Genomic DNA, 17,645 nt, shown 5'->3' with positions numbered 1-17,645 from the left:
GGTTATACAGAGACCCAAGGTCAGGCGGCGGGCAACAACTGGGCACGCAGGCTGCCACGTACCGACGCGATCTCGGCGCGTAGCGCCGCGATGCGCGGACCCAGGGCCTGCACCTCGTTATTGCGAATCATGCCTTCGATGTCGGCACACAGGGCAGACAACTTGAGCGCTCCGATGCTCGCCGACGAGGATTTCAGGGTATGGGCGACATGCTTCACGCCGTCCAGGTCACCCGCGGCCTGGGCCTCGTCGAGCTGTGGCAGCAAACGCCCGGTGGAAGTCTCGAAAGCCTGCACGACGCGCTCGAGCAGGTGGTTGGCGCCGGTGGGGTCGAGGTCACGCAGGCGCTGCAAGGCCTGCGCGTCCAGCGCGTCGGCCGACCGCGTCGGCGGCGGCGCCTGAAGTGGCACGTCGTTGCCGGCCGGCGCCAATTCGCCAGCCGCGGTATCGGGAATATTCAGGCGTTGTGACAGCATGGTGTGCAACTGGCTTTGCCGGAAGGGTTTGGAGAGGTAGTCGTCGAATCCAAGGCCCAGAAAGCGTTCACGGTCGCCGCCGAGTGCGTTGGCGGTCACCGCGACCACGGGGGTGTTGGGCGGCGTGCGGAAAGCGAACCGGTCCCCGGGGCCGCGGCGGAACCAGCCCAGCGCCTCGACACCATCCATCCCCGGCATCTGGATGTCCATCATGATCAGGTCGAAATGTTCGGCGCACAGCGCACGCAGCCCCTCCAGCGCAGAGGAGGCCAGCTGCACGCGGCAACCGAAATGACGCAGCATCTGTCCGATGACTTCCTGATTCACCGGATTGTCCTCGACCACGAGGATACGGGCGGCGATCTTGCGCGCCGAGCCGCCGGCCTGCGCGGCGGCGCCCGACACGCCCAGGATCGCCTGGCGCAATTCCGTCTTGCGCACTGGCTTGTTGACAAAGCGCTTGAAGCCCGCCGCCTGCGCCCGCTTCGCGTCGTCGGGCGAGCTGACCGAGGACAACATGATCAGTTTCATGTCGGCGAAGTAGGGGTCCGCCGAAAGCTGCCGCGCCAGCAGCAGCCCGTCCAGGCGGGGCATCTGCATGTCGATCAGCGCGACATCGAAGCAACGACCCGCTTCGCGTTCGGCGTAGAGCAGTTCGAGCGCGTACATGCCGTCGGCGGCCAGCATCACTTCCATGCCCCAGGCGCCGAGCAGGTTCTCGAGCACCGTGCGGTTGGTCTCGTTGTCGTCGACGACCAGCACGCGCAGCGCGGGCATATCGTGCAGATCGAGCATGTCGACCTCGGCCTCGCTCGATGCAGGCGACAGCGGCAGACGCACACAGAACCTGGAGCCGACGCCCGGCTGGCTCTCGACCGTGATCGTCCCGGACATCAGTTCGACCAGCTGGCGCGAGATCGCCAGCCCCAGACCGGTGCCCCCATAGCGTCGTGCCATGCCGCTGCTGGCCTGACTGAACGCGGTGAAGAGCCTCGACAACGCCTCGGCAGGGATGCCGATCCCGGTGTCGCGCACGCACAGCTCGACCCACAGCCGGCCATCGGCCGCGTCGGCAGCCTCTCTGCCCGTCGGCTCGGTATGGCGCAGTTCGACGACCACCTCGCCATGCTCGGTGAACTTGATCGCATTCGCGACCAGATTCGTGAGCACCTGGCGCAGCCGCAGTGCATCACCGTGCAAGGCTGGCGGCAGACCGGGCTCCTCGCGAAAGCTCAACTCGAGCCCGCGCTCCTGGGCGCGCGGCGCCAGCAGCTCCAGCACATCCTCGACGAGGGCCCGCGGCGTGAAGTCGGCCGGTGCCAGCTCGAGCTTGCCGGCTTCTATCTTCGAAAAATCGAGGATGTCATTGATGATTTCCAGCAGGCTTTCGCCGGAACGGTACACCGCCTGGGCGAAGCGCCGCTGGCGCGAGTCGAGCGACGTTCCCAGCAGCAACTCGGTCATGCCGAGCACGCCGTTCATCGGCGTGCGGATCTCGTGACTCATCGTGGCCATGAACTGGCTCTTGGCCTGGCTGGCGGTCTCTGCCTGCAGCGCCAGCGCCTGCGCGGCGGCGGTGGCCTGCTGCAACTCGGCCGCACCGGCTTCAATGTCACTGCGGTGCAGATGCAGCCTGGCCTGCATGCTGTTGAACGTGCCAGCGAGCCGCCCCAGTTCGTCGTCCGAAACGATCTCCACCGGCTCTTCGAAATCGTCGTCCGCGATGCGCAGCGCGCCCTCGCGCAGTCCGTCGATCTGGCGGTTGATGCGCCGCGTCAGGTAGCTGGCGACCAGCAGGCCCAGCGCCAGCAGGCTGCAGGCCGCGACCAGCATCACGGCGAACAGCAGCCCGGCGATCCAACGGCTGGCCTCGCCCAGCACGGCCGAGAACGCATCTTCGATCGGCACCAGTCGGCGGTTGAGCACCTCGATCTCTGACACCAGCAAGGCAGCATGGGCCGGACTCAGGCTGTCGTTCAGCACTTGTGCGCGGATGGTGTCTCCGTAGCCACGCAGCAAGGCCATCTCTTCGTCGCCCCGCGACCACAGCGCGATCGCACGGTCCATGTAGCTGAGCCGACGGAAGGTGCGAAACAACCAGATCAGGCTGTCGATGTCATCAGGGTGATTGCGCCCCGCCAGGAAACCCGCATACGCCACCTGGTAGTCGAAATTGGGCTTCTCGAGCTCCAAACGGGCCTGCCGGTCACCGAGCGTGACGGCCACGGCTGCGCCGTACTGACGGTAGTCGGCTTCGTCGTGGCTCTGCGCATAGCGAACCAGGTAGAACACCGCGTCGCGGTTCCCTTTGGCCCAGAGGCCGTCACCGGCGACATAGGCACGCACGCCGGACAGGATGTCGGAGCTGAGCTTGCTCAGGGAGACGAGGCCGACAACCACCGCCACCAGCAGGAACACGATCAGCGCGAGCTTGCGCGCCACCGCCAGGTCGCGCAGCGGCCTCAGCAGCCTGCGGTCGACCGCGGCACGTGCTTCCGTCGCCACCCGCTCGAACTGGGAGTCGGCATGCTCGCTCATCGACAGCCCGACAACAAGACGCCCCTGTGCGCCAGCACGCGAGCACCAAGCCACGGCCCACAGCTCGAGGCGTTCGAGTGAATTCGCATGGTGACAAGTGTGGCGCGGCACGGGCATGCACGCAAAGGTGCATGTGCACCCCCCGCTTTTGGGGGTGTCGGACTGGCTTGTGCCAGAACTCCATTGCAGCGATGACCCACGAAGCCGAAGTCGACCGCAGTGCTCGCTTCGTCTTCACGTTGCCGGCCCGACGCGACCGACGCCAAGGCAGCCGCCTGGTTCACGGTGTCGACGGCGCCGGCTGCAGTTCCTCCTTCGAGCACAACCGCTCGAAGGCGGCCTCGACCGCCGGCACGATCTGCCACATGTCGACCGGCTTGATCAGGTGATCGAGCGCACCGAGCGCCTTGACCTGCGCCACCGTCGCCGCGTCCGAGAAGGCCGACAGGAAAATGAAGGGCACATTGCCGTGCTCACGCAGGTGGGCGGCGACATCGAACCCGCTCTTGCCTTCCATTCGAATGTCGAGCAACGCCAGGTCGGGCCGGTGCATGTCTGCCTCGAGGATGGCGTCGTCGCCGTTGTCGGCGTCGATGATCTCGTAGCCGGCCTGCAAGAGGCCATGCGTCAGAGTCGCCAGTACCAGCCGGTCGTCGTCTACGACGAGGATCTTGCCCTTGCTGCCCAAAAAATCCCCTGTTTGTTCTTGCGCCTGAACGGCATTCTGAATGAAGACCGCATCGGCACCCGTCTCGATCATGACGGTGCGCCGACCCGGGCCGACAGAGTATCCAGGCGCGCGAGGCCTGGAGGACGCAGACTCACGCAGGCCAGCACGCCGCTGGCCTCGGCGGCGAGGCTGAACGAGGCGCTGCGCCGCGGCAGCAGCGCACGCACCAGGCCCAGGCCGTAGACACCGGCCGCGACCCGGTCGAGGCTGAAGCCCTCCGGCAGTCGGCCCTCGTTGCGAACTTCGATACGCGCTTCCTCGACCTGGCTGACAAGACTGCACTCGACGGTGCCGCTGCCATGCTTCAGCGCGTTGCCCAGCAGCTCGTTGAGCGTCAGTGCAATGGGAATCGCCTCGGCTTCGGGCAGGGCCCAGCTCGGTGCGTCGTGTGCCGGCAGGCTCACCACAATGGTCCGGCCGCTGCCGCGCTGCAGGCTCGCCGCGATCGCGCTCACGAGGCTCGCCAGTTGCACCGGCCCCTGCGAGCCGACCTGCAGACCGTAGACCTGCGCGATCGCCTGCACCTGGGCCGCCGCCTCATGGATCGCCGGCGCCACCTCGGGCTGCCGCTGCGCAATCTGGGCGAGCAGTCCGGCCACGCCCTGCAGGTTGTTCTTGATCCGGTGGTGCACCTCCTTGACCAGCATGTCGCGCTGCGCGATCGCGGCCTCGAGGCGGGCCGCCTGGGCCGCACGCTGCTCGGTCACGTCGACCGCCACCAGCAGCACCTCGTCGGGCGGCTCACCGGGCTGCCCGAGCGGCAAGAAACGCGCCTCCCAGACCTGCTCGCGCCCCTCGCGCTCGAAGCGGTACTCGCGCAGCGTGACCTCGCCACGGTCGCCGGCCTCGAGCGCGGCCTGCAGGTCGGCGCGGATCGACTGGCCATCGACCAGCAGCTGCAGTTCTTCGGGGCGACGGCCGACCAGCGCTTCGCCGGGCTGGCCTGCCACCGCGGCGGCCAGCGGGTTGACTTGCCGCAACTCGCCAGTGGCGGCATCGAACAACGCGATGGCCAGCGGCGCCAGATCGATGACGCGCTGCAACGAGGCCTGCGCCTGCGCACTGCGGGCCTCGGCCCGGCGGCGACGGTCGATGTCGAGCAGCGCGTACGTGAGCTGAGGTTGCTCGGCCTCTCCGGTAGAGACCACGTTGCCCACCACCCAGAACGCGCGGCCGTCACGCGCTTGCACGCGGCATTCGAAGCTGCTGCTGGGTATCTCGGACCGCAGACCCGGCGCCTCGAGCTGGGTCAGTGCATGGCGGAATGGATGCTGCGGATCGGCGGTCGCGACGCAGGACAGCGGCTGGTGCTGGAAATCGGCCAGGTCCCCGCCGAACATGCGCCGCGCCGAGCGGTTCATCCACTCGATGCCGCCGAGCCCCACGGTGACGATGCCGACGAACACCGAATCGAGGATCGCCCGCGTGAGCTCCGCCTGCTGCGTCATCGCCGATTCGGTGCGCTCGCGCTCGTCGGCCAGACGCTCCAGCTGCGCCTGCTGGCGCTTGAGGCGGGTGATGTCCGACAGCACCGCCACCACTTCGGCACCCGGCCCGGGGGCGCCGATGCGCCGGGCCGCCAGCGACACCCAATGTGGTCCGCGCTGCGGCAGCACGATCTCGATCTCCGTTTCGTAGACACCGGACTCGAGCAGCGCGAGCTCGGCATCCTCGGCCACGAGCCGGGCCTGCGGTTGGCCGGCGAACAGCTCGCGCACGCTGCACCCTGCCACCGCACCGGCACTCATGCCGAGCATGCGCTCGAAGCTGCGATTGCAACGCACCAGCGTGTTGCCGCGCAGGTAGGCGATACCGGCACTCGAGCTCTCGAGAATGCTGCTCAGCTCGCGCAGCAACTCCTCGCTGCGGGTGCGGCTGCGCTCCTGCTCGGTGACGTCGAGCGTGACCACCGATGCCTCGCCGCCGCCCTGCGGCCGCGCCGCGACGCGGGTCAGCAGCCACCGCATTCCCAGCTCAGGGTGGCGGATGGCGTAGCGTGCCTGGGCCGCCTCGCCGCCGCGCAGGGCTCGCTGCAGGCGCTCGAACTCGGGCAGGGAGTCGGGCAGCACCAGATCCCGCCCCACGCTGTCCAGCGCCACACCGACGCCGGCGGCGTCGACCAGTGCGCCGAGCTGGGCCTGTGCCAGGTCGAGCGCCTGCTCGACGCTCAGGTCCTCGATCACGGCGATGTAGCGCGGCTCGCTGCCACTGACGGCATCGGTGCAGCGCACCCTCGCCCGCAAATGGCGCGGGGACCGCGAGCGCGCCCCCGGCAATGCAGCGACCCAGCCACGCCGCTCGGCCGCTTCACCGCCTGGCAGCAGCTCAGCGAGGCTGCGCGGGCCGTGCCAGCCCAGCAGATCGTTCAAGCTCTGCGGCGCCTCGCTCAGCAACACCGGCACGCGACCCACGAGCGTCTCGAACACGGCGTTGCTGCGCAGGACCAGGCCCGCACCGTCGAAGGCCAGCATGCCGACCGGGCTCAGCTCGAACCATTGGTCGAGCTCGCTCAGCGAGCGCTCGGCACGTTCACGCGCGGCGTGTTCGGCGGTGCAGTCCTGCATCACCGACAGGCGCAGCACCCGGCCATCGGCATCGGCAACATGGCGCTGTGCGCCGCGGTACCAGCGATCGCGGCCCTGCACATCGATCAGGCGACGCTCCACGAGGGCGGGAAGCTCGGAGCCGTCATGGTCGGCGGGCAGTTGCTGCCGGGTCGACTCCCACAGCGCGTGATCCTCGAGCGGCACCAGCGCGAGCGCGTCCATCCCGACCAGGCGGCTGCGCGACCAGCCGGTGTAGTCGACGAAGGCCTGGTTGACGTCGACGATACGGTAGTTCTCGTCTTCCAGCGTGGCCGGGAACGGCGAGTTCCAGTAGAGCTGCCTCACTTCGGCAAGCGGTTGCACACCGGCTTGCATGGCGTTCGGCCCGCGCTCGCGTCGCCCCGGCGCAGGCAGGCGAAGCGCCCAGCGTTGCGCGCTGAGCTGGCTGAGCGCCGCATCGGGGAAACTGCTCAGGAGTTCGTCGGCACGCCCCTCCAGCACGTCCTGCACCCAGGACACCAGCCCGGCGTCGACCACCGGAGGCAGGTCTTCCAGCGGCATGCCCGGCTCGAACGGATACAGGCGCAGTGCGGGGGTGTTCGCGAACCGCACACGCCCCTGCCCGTCCAGCATCAGCAGCGGATCGGTCAGCGTGTCGAGAAAGCCATGCCACAACACCACCGCGTCGGCGGCGCTCACCTGCGGCGACGAGAAAGGAAGGGCAGTGGGAGTGACCAAAGGCACAGGCTCGGACAGCAACTGCTCATGCGGGCGGTGATGCCCAGCGTGTCTGGACTGCAGTGTACGGTCAAGGGGGGCTAACACCCGGGGGTGCGAGCCGCCGGATCGGGGGATGGCGGTCGGCGCACCGGGCCGGACCGTCTGCGGCGCCTCAGAGCGAAAGGAGCCGGCGCCGCTTTTGCGTCTGATCGATGTAGCGCTGCAAGGCCCGCTCGCCCTCGCCGCCGAGGTTGAGCATCTCGCAGCCGAGCCGTGCGCCCCTGGACTCGTGATGCAGCAGCGTGACGTGATGGACGATCAATCCGCTGTGCAGCCGCGTGTCGCCGTCCAGGTCGACCTGCACTCGCGCGAGCTGCACCCCGGGCTCGATCGGCGGCACGTCGTCGGGCAGGAACAGCGCCACGCCGCCAATGCTGACGTCGAGCACACGCAACGCCAGCTGCATGTCGGGCATCGCCGGGTGGCGCAGCGTGGCCGTCGGGCTGGTATTGAGCATCGGGCGCACGCGGTAGCTGCCGCGACGCTGGAAGCGGTAGACCTCGCGCGGAAAGCGTGTGTTCAGTGCGCTGGCACGGCCGCTGTGCACCAGCACCAGGTCGTGCAGGTCGAACTGCAGCTTGACGCTGTCGAGGTAACCCACCGCAACCACTTCGTCGCTCTCGAGCAGGCGCTGCAGCTTGATGTCGTCACCGTCGGCGCTCAGACACAGCAGGCCGCGTGCGGGGTCGAGCGCCCACACGGTGGTCGTGTAGCTGCCGCCCTCCGGCGAACTCAGGCTCAACAGCACATTGCCGTCGGCGCATTGCTTGAGCAGGCTCAGCACTTCGGCCGGCGAACCGACGCGGAACTCGCCCAGGCCGGCCGGCGATCCGCCCATGGCCTCCAGCGGCATCGGCAGGGTTTCCATCGCTCGCGTTCTCTCGTCTGAGGTCGGGGTTCGTTCGCTGCCGGTCAGTGCAGCATTTTCGGCCTGCCGGCGAGCAGGCGATCGAGGTCTTCGAGCCAAGGCTCCGCGAGTGTGCGCACCTCGGCATCGTTCGTGAGGATGCGCTTCATGATGCGGCTCTTGAGCTGGCGCTCGTCGGCGCCCAGCTCCCGGGTCGCGGCTGCCTGCTTGAGCTGCGAGATCAGCAGCGCGCAAGCGCCTTCGAGCTTGACGACCTGGTCCCAGTTGCCGCCACGGGCGGCTTCGAGCATCTGCTCGCTGGCCCGCTCGATGGCTTCGTAATAGTTCAGGAGTGCCGCTTGCATAAGGCCGCCTAGAAGGTGATGGGGTTCGTCGGAAGATCGTTCAGTAGCGGGAGTCTTCGACCGCGCCGCCGATGCTCTGCCACGCCGAACGCAGCGGCTCGACCAGACGGACGCACTCGGCCAGCGCCACCTCGTCGTTGTGCAGGTTCACGTGCGTCAGGCGGGAGCAGATGTAGCCATACAGGGCATGGAGGTTGGACGCCAGCTCGCCACCGGCGTCCAGGTTGAGACCGGCCTTCAGGCCCTCATCGACGATGCGAACCGCGCGGCCGATGCTGCGCCCCTTGAGCTCGACATTGCCCGCCTGCAGCGCGCCGCGCGCCTGTGCGATGGCATCGAGGAGCGCGTCGAACAGCAGGCCCACGAGCTGATGCGGACCGGCGGTGCTGACCCGGGTCTCGACGCCGACAAGGTGGTACATGCTGCTGCGCGAACTGAAGCCTTGGGAACGGTTCGTCGTGGGAGGTGTGAACATCGCGCGCTTTCGTTTCGGGGATGCCAGAAATATCGGCAAACTGTCTGGCGACTTGAGTCCCCCCCCCTCGATCGGGTGGTCGATGCCGCGCGGCATCGGCAGGCTGGCGGCGCCGGCCCGCAGGCGGCCTCAGCCGCGCGTCACTTGCTGCTGCTCGACGAAGTGAGCCCGGCGAGTTGCTGCGTCACGTAGCTGCTCAGCGCATTGAGCTTGGACATGTTCGCATCCATCGCGCTGTACTGCTGGACCAGGCGCTGCTGGTACAGATCCACACGGTCATTCAGGCGGGCCTGATTCTCGGTGTTGTTGGTGATCTGCTTGCGCAAGCCCTCGGTACGCGTGGTGATGGCGCCATCGGCGCCGAGGATCGAGGTGGCCAACAGTGCGTAGCGCTTGGCGAATCCGTTGTTGGTGGCATCCAGCGTGTCGTAGTTGCTGAAGGCCTTCTTCGTCTCCTTCAGATTGGAGAGCGCGGCAGTGACTTTGGTCTGGTTGACCTGCAGCGTGCCATTGCGCTGGAGCTCGAGTCCCAGGTCGGACAGCCGCGGGAAGCTGGCCGAGGCGCCGGAGGGCGAGTTGAGCACCGAACGCAGGCGCCCCTGCAGGCCGGTTGCCGTGCTGTCGCCCTGCAACGGACCGCCGGTCTTGCTCGCAGCGTCGTACTTGGTCTGGTCGCCCAGGTAGGTGGACAGGTCGCTGTAGGCCTTCGCGAAATCGGTGATGGCCTTGTTGATGGCATCGGTATCGCTGCTGACCGACACGTCCACCGGGCCCGTTGTGACCTTGCCGAGCTGAATGGTCAATCCGTCGACCGCGCCGCTCAGCACGTTGGTCGCGGAGGTGACCTCGATGCCATTGATCGTCGCGAGCGCGTTCGCGCCCGCCTGCGAATGCAGCATCTGCGCCGCGCCCGTGGTGGGATCGTAGGCGAAGCGAGACAGGCCGGCCGCGTCGGTGTTGCCGCCGTCGTCGTCGGCCGCGGTAATGCGGAACCCATTCTCCAGGCCGGTGTCACTGGACCGAATGGCCAGCCGCGAGCCCGAGGCGTCCGTCACGATGGAGGCCGAGACGCCGGCGCCGGCGGCGTTGATCTTGTCGCGCAGCGTGCCCAGCGTGTCGGTCGCCGTCACGGTGATCGCGAGAGGCGTGGCGCCGGCCTTGGCGGTGAACGCGGTCCGCCCGGTATCCCAGGCGCCCAGTTCGACGTTGAGCGTGCCGGAGCCGACCAGGTCGGTGGTGTTGGCGAATCGTGCGCCGCTCACGACACTCTGGCTGGTGGCCAGCGCCTGAACGCTGACCGCGTAGCTCCCGGTGGCGGCAGCGCCGGTCGCCGTCACCGCCATGGCAGTGGTATCGGCAGACTTCGCGCTCACCTGGGTCCACAGCGCCGACCCCGACAGCTTGTTGCTGGCATCCTGAACGGCCGAGAAGAGACTCTGGATCTTGCCGTAGGAGGACACCTTGGTCTGCAGCGTGCTCGCGTCGGTCTGCATCTGCTTGAGCGGCTCGCGCTCCAGCGCGACGAGCTGCGTCACGATGGAGTTGATGTCCAAGCCGCTGCCGATGCCGAGCGAGGTGATTGACGCCATGCGGAACTCCTAGGTCCTGTTCACGACAATTGAGCCCCCGCCCCGCACGGTGGCGCAGCGCAGGGCGAGGCAGGGCACGTCACAGGGTGCGCTGCGCCTTCCATGGCACTTCGGCTGTTCGCCGCAAAACTTAAGGCGCCGGCTCGGCGGCGCCCGGGTTTGCGAGCGTTTGGCTTCAGCCCTTGAGCAGCGTCAGCACCTGCGACGGCAGCTGGTTGGCCTGCGCGACCATGGCGTTGCCGGCCTGCTGCAGGATCTGCGCGCGCGACAGCGCGGCGGTTTCGGCGGCGTAGTCGGCGTCCATGATCCGGCTGCGGGCAGCCGCCTGGTTCTCGGTCGCCACCATCAGGTTCGACACCACCGACTCGAAGCGATTCTGCACCGCACCGAAGGTGGCGCGCTGGCTGTTCACACCGGTCAGCGCCGCGTCGATGGCATTGATGGCGGCCAGCGCGAAGCTGCCGTCGGTGCCGGCGATGGCCGTCGTCGGATCGGTGCCCACGGCCACACCGACCGCCGTCGTGATGGAGGCCACGCTGGTCCAGTTGAAAGCCGCGACCGACAGCGTGTCGACGCCGGCCACCGTATTGGCGCCGATCTGGAAGGTCGAGGTGTTGGTCGTGGCCAGGATGTTCTGGCCGTTGAACTGGGTGCCGCCGAGCGTGCGCGCCGACTCGCGGGCCAGCTGCAGGTACTCGTCGTTCAGGCTGGTGCGGTCGGCCTGGGTGTTGGTGCCGTTGGCTGCCTGCACGGCGAGTTCACGCATGCGCTGCAGCATGTCGCTCACCTTGCCGAGCGCGCCTTCACCGACCTGGGCCATCGAGATGCCATCGTTGGCATTGCGCATGGCCACGTTCATGCCGCGGATCTGGGTGTTCATGCGCTCGGCAATCGCCAGACCAGCGGCGTCGTCCTTGGCGGAGTTGACGCGCAGACCCGAGGACAGGCGCTGCATCGCTGTCGCCAGCGACGACTGGGTGGAGGTCAGGTTTCGCTGAGCATTCAGCGACACCAGATTGGTGTTGATGGTTTGAGGCATGGCGGCACTCCTTTCGGATCAATGGATGAACTCGGTCCGGCAGGGGCCGCCGGGATGACCGTTGCAATGGGACGAAGCGTAGTGCTGCACCCCAGGGGTCGATTGGCCGAGAAACACCCGCAAAGCCACCCAAATCGTGGCCGCCAATGAGAAAGGCCTGCCGAGCGGCAGGCCTTGGAATCGGCAGCCAGGCTGCCGGTGGAGGATCAGCGCAACAGCGACAGCACTTGCTGCGGCAGCTGGTTGGCTTGCGAGATCATCGCGTTGCCGGCCTGCTGCAGGATCTGGGCGCGCGAGAGGCTTGCGGTCTCGGACGCGTAGTCGGCGTCCATGATGCGCGAGCGAGCCGCAGTCTGGTTCTCGGCCGAGATCATCAGGTTGCTGACGACCGACTCGAAGCGGTTCTGCACCGCACCGAAGGTGCCGCGCTGGCTGTTGACCGAGGTCAGCGCGGCGTCGATCGCCGTGATCGCTGCCGTCGCGAAGCTGCCGTCCGTGCCGGCGATCGCCGTGGTCGGAGCCGTACCGACCGCTGCACCGATCGCCGTGGTGATGGCGGCAACGCTCGTCCAGTTGAAGGCGGCGACCGAGATCTGGTCCAGCGTGGCCGACGTGTTGGCGCCCACCTGGAAGGTCGAGGTCACCGTCGTCGCCAGGATGTTCTGGCCGTTGAACTGGGTGCCGCCGAGCGTACGCGCCGATTCAGCAGCCAGCTGCTGGTACTCGTCGTTCAGGCTGGTGCGGTCGGCCGAGGTGTTGGTGCCGTTGGCCGCCTGCACGGCGAGTTCACGCATGCGTTGCAGCATGTCGCCGACCTTGCCGAGCGCGCCTTCAGCGGTTTGCGCCAGCGAGATGCCGTCGTTGGAGTTGCGGATCGCCACGTTCATGCCACGCACTTGAGCGTTCATGCGTTCGGCGATCGCCAGGCCGGCGGCGTCGTCCTTGGCGCTGTTGACGCGCAGGCCGGATGACAGGCGTTGCATCGAGGTGGCCAGCGCGCTTTGCGAAGACGACAAGTTGCGCTGGGAGTTCATCGAGATCAGGTTGGTATTGATGGTCAGGGGCATGGCAGCTCTCCTATCAGTTGAATAAGCACAGGCTTTCGCCTAAAAGGGACCGAGCAGTCGGGCCTCGCATTTGGTTTGCTGCGCCTTGCTGCATCACCCTGCAAATGCCGGCTTGGTGGCCGATATCCGCAGAACCTGCCCGGTACGACGACTGCCGTCCTGCGGCTCCCTCCTGGAGACCTTGCATCACGGCGGGCTGTCGGCCCGGACCACTTGCCCCCTGGAATCTGGAGCTCGTTGAGGGCAATTTCGTCAGGCCGGCCGGCGGCTTTAGAGATTTCTCGAAAATTTTTCACGGCCGCGCAGCACGCACGGCGGAAAAGGCCGCGCAAGCCCCTTCTATTCAGGCGCTGGACGCCCCCCGGGTGAGGAATCATCGCCGGACCCAGCTGGCAAAGGCCGGCTCACGACAGAAGGAAAGACATCCCCCATGGAACGCAAGCTGCATATCGGCGGCCGGCAAGTGGCGCCCGGCTGGGAGATCCTCGATGTGTTCCCCGGCCCCCATGTCGACCACGTCGGCAACGCCAACGACCTGAGCCGCTTCCCGCAAGGCAGCTTCGACGAGATCTACGCCTCCCACGTGGTCGAGCACTTCGACTACAAGGACGAGCTGCTCAGGACGCTCACCGAATGGTGCCGCGTGCTGCGCCCCGGCGGCGTGTTGCGGGTGAGCGTGCCCGACATCGACATCCTGGCTCACCTGCTGTTGCAAAAGCACCAGCTGGACGTGAACCAGCGCTTCCTGGTGATGCGCATGATCTTCGGCGGGCACATGGACGCCCACGACTACCACCTGGTCGGCCTGAATCAGGAGTTCCTGAGCGCCTTCCTGAGCCAGGCCGGCTTCGTCACGCCCGAGCGCGTGATGCGGCACGGCCTGTTCAACGACACCAGCGAGACCACGGTCGCTGACACCCTGATCAGCCTGAGCATGACCGCGCGCAAGCCGCAGACGGCCAGCACCCCCCGCTGAACCTCACCCACGACACACGATCGGCACGGACACCATGCACCACGCCCAGACCCAGCTTTCCCGACGCGCACCGGCGGGCCACGCCCACTGGCAGCGCGGCGTGGATCTCACCTCACGCTCCGACTGGCGCGGAGCGATCGAAGCCTTCGAGCACGCCACCCGCGAGGCGCCGAAGGACGTCGTCTACTGGGTCAATCTGGCCAACGCCTACCGGCGCAGCGGCGACACCGTCCAGGCGGTCGCCAGTGCAGCGCGTGCGCTGGACCTCGAACCCGAGCATGCGCTCGCGCTCCAGATCACGGCCGACTGCCACCTGCAGGCCCACCGCTACGCCGACGCGGTGGCTGTCTACGAGCGGCTCGAGCGCAGCGGCGTGCGAGATTGCGATCTGCTCGTGAACCACGGCGCCATGCTGCAGGCGCTGAGGCGCCACACGGAGGCGATCGGCAAGTTCCTCGAAGCGGCCGCGCTGAAGCCCGACCACGTGCAGGCGCACGCGATGATGTCCACCTCGTTCCGCGACCTGGGCCTGAAACGCGAAGCGGTGGAGTGCCTGAAGACCGTGCTCGCGCTCAAGCCGCAGAACCTGCAGGCGCTGTCGCACGAGTCCTACGAGAAGCGGCACATCTGCGACTGGAAGGACCTGGACGCCGACGTCGCGTCGCTGACGCAGCAGTTGCAGACCGCACCGAGCGGGCTGGCACGCATCGCCACGGTGTTCGGTCTGCTGTCGCTGCCCATCGACCCGGCGCTGCTACTGGTGGCCGCGCGTGGCGAGGCCTTGGTGCCCGCGCTGGCCGTCACGCCGCTGGCGCCGGTGGCGCCGGCCGAACGCATGGGGGCGAGGATCCGCGTCGGCTACCTGTCCTACGACTTCCACGAGCACCCGGTGTCGCAACTGCTGGTCGAGGTGCTGGAGCAGCGCGACCGGTCGCAGTTCGACCTGGTGCTCTATTCGCACGGCCCCGACGACGACTCCCGGGTGCGCCACCGGCTGAAGGCGGCGACTGACGACTTCGTCGACCTGCGCGGCCTGACCGACCGGCAGGCCGCCGAGCGCATCCGCGGCGACCGCATCGACCTGCTGATCGACCTGCAAGGCCACACGCGCGGGCAGCGGCTCGCGATCCTCGCGCAGCGGCCCGCCCCGGTGCAGGCCGCCTTCCTCGGCTACCCGGGCAGCACCGGCGCCGACTACATCGACTACATCGTCGGCGATCCGCTGGTCACGCCGATCGAACTGGCGGGGCACTACAGCGAGAAGCTGGCCCAGCTGCCGCTGTGCTTCCAGCCCAACGGCCGCTGGCGGCCGCTGCCGCAGCCGATGACGCGGCAAGAAGCGGGCTTGCCGGACGACGCCTTCGTCATGTGCGCCTTCAACCACACCTACAAGATCCTGCCGGAGGCCTTCGACGCCTGGTGCGCCGTCCTGCGTGAAATCCCTCACGCGGTGCTGTGGCTCAAGGAGACCAACGGTCAGCTGCGCAGCTGCGTCCACGCCGAGGCAGCGGCGCGAGGTGTCGCCCCGGAGCGCATCGTGTTTGCACAGAACGTGGCGTTCGACGCGCATTTCTCCCGCCTGGCGCTGGCCGACGTGTTCGTCGACACCTGGCCTTACAACGCCCACACGACCGCCAGCGACGCGCTGTGGGCGGGTGTACCGGTCGTCACGCTCTACCAGAACAGCTTCGCATCGCGCGTGGCGGCCAGCGTGCTCAATGCCGCCGGCATCGCCGAACTGGCCGTGGAGACGGTGGACGACTACCAGCGGGCCCTCCTGGCTCTGGCCAGCGACCCCGCGCTGCTGCAGACCTATCGCAACCACCTCCAGACGCAGCGCATGACGCTGCCGCTGTTCGACAGCCAGCGCTACGTGCGCGAGTTCGAACACTTGCTGGCGCGCATGGTGCAGCGCTTCCGTGCCGGCCTGCCGCCGGACCACCTGCTCGCCAGCCAGCCCTGAGCGGCCGCCAGGCCGCGGCCTGGACCCGCGACGCTGCGCGCAGCGCCGCGACGGCGCTCCTTCCTCGCGCAACCCCTGCACTGGACGGTACGCGCCCGGTGCCGGCCTGCGCGCCGGCAGCAGGCTTGTAGGAAGTTGCCTGACAAGCCATGTCCGCGCAAAGGGACAGCACGGACAGCGCACCCCCTATTCAGGCGCCGCCACACTGTGCCTACAGTTCATTCACGGTGAACGCGAAAGCAAAGCCCCAAACCAGCCCCTGATCCGAACCGAACATCCAGACGCAGAGAGAAGCAGCATGAACACCGAACAGATCCTGATCGAGATTCGCGAAGCCAACCTGTCGTACCTGATGCTCGCGCAAAGCCTGGTCCGCGCCGACCGCGACCAGGCGCTGTTCCGCCTCGGCATCTCGGAAGAGACTGCCGACCTGATCGGCCTGCTGAGCCCGGCGCAGATGATGAAGATCGCCTCCGGCAACACCCTGCTGTGCCGCATGCGCGTCGACGACGACATGGTGTGGAGCCTGCTGACCAACCACGGCAAGGGCGCCGCCAACGACAGCGTCAGCCGCCTGCACGCCAACATCCTGATGGCCGGTCGCCATCAGGAAGCCGCATAGCTGACGACACCCGGCGCGGAATACCGCGCCACCCTCCGGGAGGGGGCCAGGCCGGCTTGGGAGCGGCCCGGCACTCGGCCCGGCACCCGCTGACGACCACTGCGAGACAGACACCATGCGCAACAAGAGCATCCTTACCGAAGCCAGGCAGATCGAACGTGCCGTCACGCTGATCCAGCTCGGCGCCCGCCTGCAAGTGCTGGAGTCGGAGACCGATCTGTCCTACGAGCGCCTGCTGCGCCTGTACAAGGAAGTGGCCGGCAAGTCACCGAGCAAGGGCCAACTGCCCTTCTCCACCGACTGGTTCATGACCTGGCAGCCGAACATCCACGCCAGCCTGTTCCTCAACATCCATGAATACCTGAACAAGGCCGCCGCGCTCGACGAGATCGACAGCGTGATCAAGGCCTACCGCCTCTACCTCGAGCAGACCGAGTCGCAGGGCCTGGAAGCGCTGCTGTCCGTCACCCGCGCCTGGCGCCTGGTGAAGTTCATCGACAACGGCATGCTGACGATGACCGAATGCTCCAAGTGCGGCGGCCACTTCGTGACCCATCCGCACGAGATCGGCAAGCACTTCGTTTGCGGCCTGTGCAACCCGCCGGCGCGTGCCGGCAAGGGCAAGGCCGCTGGCGCGCTGCATCTGCACTGAACAGCACACGGGCCCGTCGGGCCCGGCCGAAATCGCCCCACCCGGACCTCTCGCACTGTCGAGCAAGACGCCGATCGTGCCATCCGACCTGCCCCTCTGCGCGACGCCCACCGCCGCGTCGCCCGCCCTTGGCATCCTGCCCGCGCTGCACCGGCTGTGGCCGCTGCCGGCCCTGCTGGGGTGGGCTGCGGCGTGGGCCGCGTTCGCGCTGCTGCAATCCACCGCCGCGCCGCTGTGGCTGGCCATCGGTTGCGGCACCGCCATCGGGGTCGCCCTCGGCGCCTGGGGCAGGACGCGCATGCGCAGCCTGCTCGTCGCCGTCGGCTTTCCGGTCTCGCTGCTGGCCAGCGGCGCTGCGGCCAGCCTGCCCGGCTGGGCCTGGCTGCTGCCGCTGGGTCTGCTGCTGCTGGTCTATCCGCTGCACACCTGGCGCGATGCGCCGCTGTTCCCGACGCCGGCACGCGCGCTCGACGGTCTGGGCACACTGGCGCCCCTGCCCACGGGGGCGACCGTGCTCGATGCCGGTTGCGGCCTCGGCGCCGGTCTCGAGGCGCTGCGCCGGGCCTACCCTTCTGCCCGGCTCGAGGGGGTCGAATGGAGCTGGCCGCTGGCGCTGGCCGCCAGTCTGCGTTGCCGCCTCGCGCCGATCCGCGCCACGGTCCGTCGCCGCGACATGTGGGCAGACGACTGGCGCGCCTGCTCGATGGTCTATCTCTTTCAACGTCCGGAGAGCCTGCCGCGCGCCGTGACCAAGGCACGCAGCGAGCTGACAGACGGCGCCTGGCTCGCGAGCCTCGAATTCGAAGCGCCCGACATCGCGCCGCAGGCCGTGTTGCGCTGCGCCGACGGCCGGGCGGTCTGGCTCTACCGCATGCCGTTCGTGGCAGCCGGCGAGTCCCCGCGCCGCGGGTCCCGCAGTTCACGCAACAGTACGCGCAGCAAGCGCCGATAAGTACGACAAGCACCCGCGCGCTCGATCG

Annotated in this window: 14 protein-coding genes; 5 read left to right on the top strand and 9 right to left on the bottom strand. The window is 68.0% G+C overall.

The genetic code is table 11. The features are described from left to right. Positions 1 to 20: 20 nt before the first annotated feature. The 9 genes from ACQY9S_RS00505 to ACQY9S_RS00465 all read right to left on the bottom strand — a co-directional run bounded on the left by ACQY9S_RS00505 (position 21) and on the right by ACQY9S_RS00465 (position 12,452). The gene (locus ACQY9S_RS00505; RefSeq protein WP_428422622.1) at positions 21 to 3,014 is read right to left on the bottom strand and encodes a response regulator; all 2,994 of its coding nucleotides are present in this window, start codon (positions 3,012 to 3,014) and stop codon (positions 21 to 23) included. Between the two features lie 280 nt (positions 3,015 to 3,294). After that, positions 3,295 to 3,774 carry a response regulator gene (locus tag ACQY9S_RS00500; protein WP_428422621.1) on the bottom strand — a complete coding sequence of 160 codons (480 nt, stop codon included), beginning with the start codon at positions 3,772 to 3,774 and terminating at the stop codon, positions 3,295 to 3,297. Then, a complete protein-coding gene (locus tag ACQY9S_RS00495; RefSeq protein ID WP_428422620.1) occupies positions 3,771 to 6,989 on the bottom strand; it encodes a PAS domain S-box protein in 3,219 nt (1,072 codons plus the stop codon). Before ACQY9S_RS00495 ends, ACQY9S_RS00500 begins: the two co-directional genes overlap by 4 nt. Before the next feature lie 193 nt (positions 6,990 to 7,182). Beyond that, positions 7,183 to 7,938 (bottom strand): flagellar brake protein, encoded by a 756-nt coding sequence (locus ACQY9S_RS00490; protein ID WP_428422619.1) that lies wholly within the window; start codon positions 7,936 to 7,938, stop codon positions 7,183 to 7,185. 44 nt (positions 7,939 to 7,982) lie between these two features. After that, positions 7,983 to 8,282, bottom strand: coding sequence for a flagellar protein FliT (locus ACQY9S_RS00485; protein ID WP_428422618.1), 300 nt, complete (start codon positions 8,280 to 8,282; stop codon positions 7,983 to 7,985). A 40-nt stretch (positions 8,283 to 8,322) separates the two neighbouring features. Then, a complete protein-coding gene (gene fliS / locus ACQY9S_RS00480; protein ID WP_428422617.1) occupies positions 8,323 to 8,757 on the bottom strand; it encodes a flagellar export chaperone FliS in 435 nt (144 codons plus the stop codon). Between the two features lie 140 nt (positions 8,758 to 8,897). After that, positions 8,898 to 10,346 carry a flagellar filament capping protein FliD gene (gene fliD / locus ACQY9S_RS00475; protein WP_428422616.1) on the bottom strand — a complete coding sequence of 483 codons (1,449 nt, stop codon included), beginning with the start codon at positions 10,344 to 10,346 and terminating at the stop codon, positions 8,898 to 8,900. 175 nt (positions 10,347 to 10,521) lie between these two features. Further along, on the bottom strand, positions 10,522 to 11,385 hold the full coding sequence (locus tag ACQY9S_RS00470) for a flagellin (protein WP_428422615.1): 864 nt from the start codon (positions 11,383 to 11,385) through the stop codon (positions 10,522 to 10,524). Positions 11,386 to 11,591: 206 nt separating this feature from the next. Then, positions 11,592 to 12,452 (bottom strand): flagellin, encoded by an 861-nt coding sequence (locus ACQY9S_RS00465; protein WP_428422614.1) that lies wholly within the window; start codon positions 12,450 to 12,452, stop codon positions 11,592 to 11,594. Positions 12,453 to 12,882: 430 nt separating this feature from the next. On the opposite strand from ACQY9S_RS00465, the gene ACQY9S_RS00460 reads away from it, so the two are divergent. From ACQY9S_RS00460 to ACQY9S_RS00440, 5 genes are all read left to right on the top strand, one after another. Next, positions 12,883 to 13,428, top strand: coding sequence for a class I SAM-dependent methyltransferase (locus tag ACQY9S_RS00460; RefSeq protein ID WP_428422613.1), 546 nt, complete (start codon positions 12,883 to 12,885; stop codon positions 13,426 to 13,428). Between the two features lie 34 nt (positions 13,429 to 13,462). Then, a complete protein-coding gene (locus ACQY9S_RS00455) occupies positions 13,463 to 15,391 on the top strand; it encodes a tetratricopeptide repeat protein (protein ID WP_428422612.1) in 1,929 nt (642 codons plus the stop codon). 298 nt (positions 15,392 to 15,689) lie between these two features. Next, positions 15,690 to 16,013 (top strand): flagellar transcriptional regulator FlhD, encoded by a 324-nt coding sequence (gene flhD, locus ACQY9S_RS00450; protein WP_428422611.1) that lies wholly within the window; start codon positions 15,690 to 15,692, stop codon positions 16,011 to 16,013. Positions 16,014 to 16,128: 115 nt separating this feature from the next. After that, the gene (flhC, locus tag ACQY9S_RS00445; protein ID WP_428422610.1) at positions 16,129 to 16,665 is read left to right on the top strand and encodes a flagellar transcriptional regulator FlhC; all 537 of its coding nucleotides are present in this window, start codon (positions 16,129 to 16,131) and stop codon (positions 16,663 to 16,665) included. A 136-nt stretch (positions 16,666 to 16,801) separates the two neighbouring features. Then, positions 16,802 to 17,617, top strand: a complete 816-nt coding sequence (locus tag ACQY9S_RS00440; protein ID WP_428425529.1) for a class I SAM-dependent methyltransferase — start codon at positions 16,802 to 16,804, stop codon at positions 17,615 to 17,617. The last annotated feature ends 28 nt before the right edge of the window (positions 17,618 to 17,645 follow it).

The organism is Methylibium sp., assembly GCF_965279545.1.
Classification (GTDB): domain Bacteria; phylum Pseudomonadota; class Gammaproteobacteria; order Burkholderiales; family Burkholderiaceae_C; genus Methylibium.
Note: the sequence above shows the minus strand (reverse complement) of the source record. Positions and strands in the feature narration are given on the sequence as shown.

What these genes read in the sequence shown, in the direction of transcription:
- ACQY9S_RS00460 (WP_428422613.1), top strand. Translation starts at nt 12,883, where the DNA reads ATGGAACGCAAGCTGCATATCGGCGGCCGGCAAGTGGCGCCCGGCTGG.
- ACQY9S_RS00465 (WP_428422614.1), bottom strand. Translation starts at nt 12,452, where the DNA reads ATGCCCCTGACCATCAATACCAACCTGATCTCGATGAACTCCCAGCGC.
- ACQY9S_RS00485 (WP_428422618.1), bottom strand. Translation starts at nt 8,282, where the DNA reads ATGCAAGCGGCACTCCTGAACTATTACGAAGCCATCGAGCGGGCCAGC.
- flhD (WP_428422611.1), top strand. Translation starts at nt 15,690, where the DNA reads ATGAACACCGAACAGATCCTGATCGAGATTCGCGAAGCCAACCTGTCG.
- ACQY9S_RS00470 (WP_428422615.1), bottom strand. Translation starts at nt 11,385, where the DNA reads ATGCCTCAAACCATCAACACCAATCTGGTGTCGCTGAATGCTCAGCGA.
- ACQY9S_RS00500 (WP_428422621.1), bottom strand. Translation starts at nt 3,774, where the DNA reads ATGATCGAGACGGGTGCCGATGCGGTCTTCATTCAGAATGCCGTTCAG.
- ACQY9S_RS00505 (WP_428422622.1), bottom strand. Translation starts at nt 3,014, where the DNA reads ATGAGCGAGCATGCCGACTCCCAGTTCGAGCGGGTGGCGACGGAAGCA.
- ACQY9S_RS00455 (WP_428422612.1), top strand. Translation starts at nt 13,463, where the DNA reads ATGCACCACGCCCAGACCCAGCTTTCCCGACGCGCACCGGCGGGCCAC.
- fliD (WP_428422616.1), bottom strand. Translation starts at nt 10,346, where the DNA reads ATGGCGTCAATCACCTCGCTCGGCATCGGCAGCGGCTTGGACATCAAC.
- fliS (WP_428422617.1), bottom strand. Translation starts at nt 8,757, where the DNA reads ATGTTCACACCTCCCACGACGAACCGTTCCCAAGGCTTCAGTTCGCGC.
- ACQY9S_RS00490 (WP_428422619.1), bottom strand. Translation starts at nt 7,938, where the DNA reads ATGGAAACCCTGCCGATGCCGCTGGAGGCCATGGGCGGATCGCCGGCC.
- flhC (WP_428422610.1), top strand. Translation starts at nt 16,129, where the DNA reads ATGCGCAACAAGAGCATCCTTACCGAAGCCAGGCAGATCGAACGTGCC.